2 protein-coding genes are annotated in these 1,359 nt (G+C 68.3%); both read left to right on the top strand.

Annotated elements, in window-relative coordinates:
• The first annotated feature begins 2 nt into the window (after positions 1 to 2).
• Positions 3 to 1,169 carry an ABC transporter permease gene (locus JCM19049_RS14345; protein WP_279403278.1) on the top strand — a complete coding sequence of 389 codons (1,167 nt, stop codon included), beginning with the start codon at positions 3 to 5 and terminating at the stop codon, positions 1,167 to 1,169.
• A 2-nt stretch (positions 1,170 to 1,171) separates the two neighbouring features.
• Positions 1,172 to 1,333 (top strand): hypothetical protein, encoded by a 162-nt coding sequence (locus JCM19049_RS21135; RefSeq protein ID WP_374700322.1) that lies wholly within the window; start codon positions 1,172 to 1,174, stop codon positions 1,331 to 1,333.
• Positions 1,334 to 1,359 lie beyond the last annotated feature (26 nt).

The following is a 1,359-nucleotide window of genomic DNA, read 5'->3' as shown; positions in this document are numbered from 1 at the left end:
TGCTGGGCAGCAGCGAGGCCGCGCACTTCCGCCTCTCCAGCGCCGGGGACGCGTTCGAACTGCCCACCCTGGTCTTCCCGGGCCAGGCCACGAACCTGGTGATCGGCGTGCTGCTGGCGGCCGGCGCGGTCTACTCCTGGGTGCGGCGCAGGCAGGGGCTGGCCACCGAACGCTGGATCGTGATCGTCTTCGCGGTCCTGTTCGTGCTCTCGTTCCTGATCTGGGTGGTCTCCGGGGCTAACGTGACCACCATTTCGCTGGCCTCCCTGCTGGCCGGGGCCGTGGTGCTGGCCGTGCCGCTGGTGTTCGGTTCGCTGTCCGGGGTGCTGTGCGAGCGGTCGGGCGTGGTGAACATCGCCATTGAGGGCCAGCTGCTGGCCGGCGCCTTCACCGCCGCGATCGTTGCCTCCACCACCGGCAACGTGTTCGCCGGGCTGGTCGCCGCCGGCGTGGCCGGGGCTCTGGTCTCACTGATCCTGGCATTGTTCTCCATCAAGTACCTGGTCAACCAGATCATCGTCGGCGTGGTGCTGAACGTGCTGGTCTCCGGGGTGACCGGGTTCCTGTTCACCACGGTGATGCAGCGCGACCCGGAACTGTTCAACTCGCCCGGGCGCCTGCCGATCATCGAGATTCCCGGGCTGAGCGCCATCCCGGTCATCGGTCCGATCCTGTTCAAGCAGTCCGTGGTCGGCTACCTGATGTACATCGCGGTGTTCCTGGTCTGGTTCGGGCTGTACAAGACCCGCTGGGGCCTGCGTGTGCGGGCGGTGGGCGAGCATCCCAAGGCCGCGGACACCCTGGGCATCAAGGTCAACGTGATGCGCTTTTGGAACGTCACCCTGGGCGGGATCGTGGCCGGCATCGGCGGCTCCTTCTTCACCCTGGTGGCCATCGACTCCTTCACCAAGGAGATCTCCGGCGGGCGCGGCTTCATCGCCCTGGCCGCGGTGATCTTCGGGCGCTGGAACCCGATCGGCGCGTTCATGGCGGCCCTGCTGTTCGGCTTCGCCGACAACCTGCAGGTGACCCTGACGATCATCGGCACCCCGGTGCCCAGCCAGTTCATGGCGATGATGCCCTATCTGGTGACCATCTTCGCCGTGGCCGGACTGGTGGGCCGCTCCCGCGGCCCGGCCGCGGTGGGCGAACCGTACACGAAGGAGTAGCCGTGCCGTCACAGCCCCGCGCGCAGGAAGATCCTGCGCAGATCCCGGTGCCCGAGGGCGGGCAGGAAGAGCGGATCTGGTCGCGGCTGCACGCCGCGGCCACCGCGGCCCTGGACAACGCCTATGTGCCGTACTCCAATTTCCAGGTCGGGGCCGCAGCCTGAGCAGCGACGGGCGCCTGGTCTCCGGG

This window comes from Arthrobacter sp. JCM 19049 (assembly GCF_001310435.1).
The sequence above is the reverse complement of the archived record's forward strand: the minus strand, read 5'-3'. Positions and strand labels throughout refer to the sequence as shown.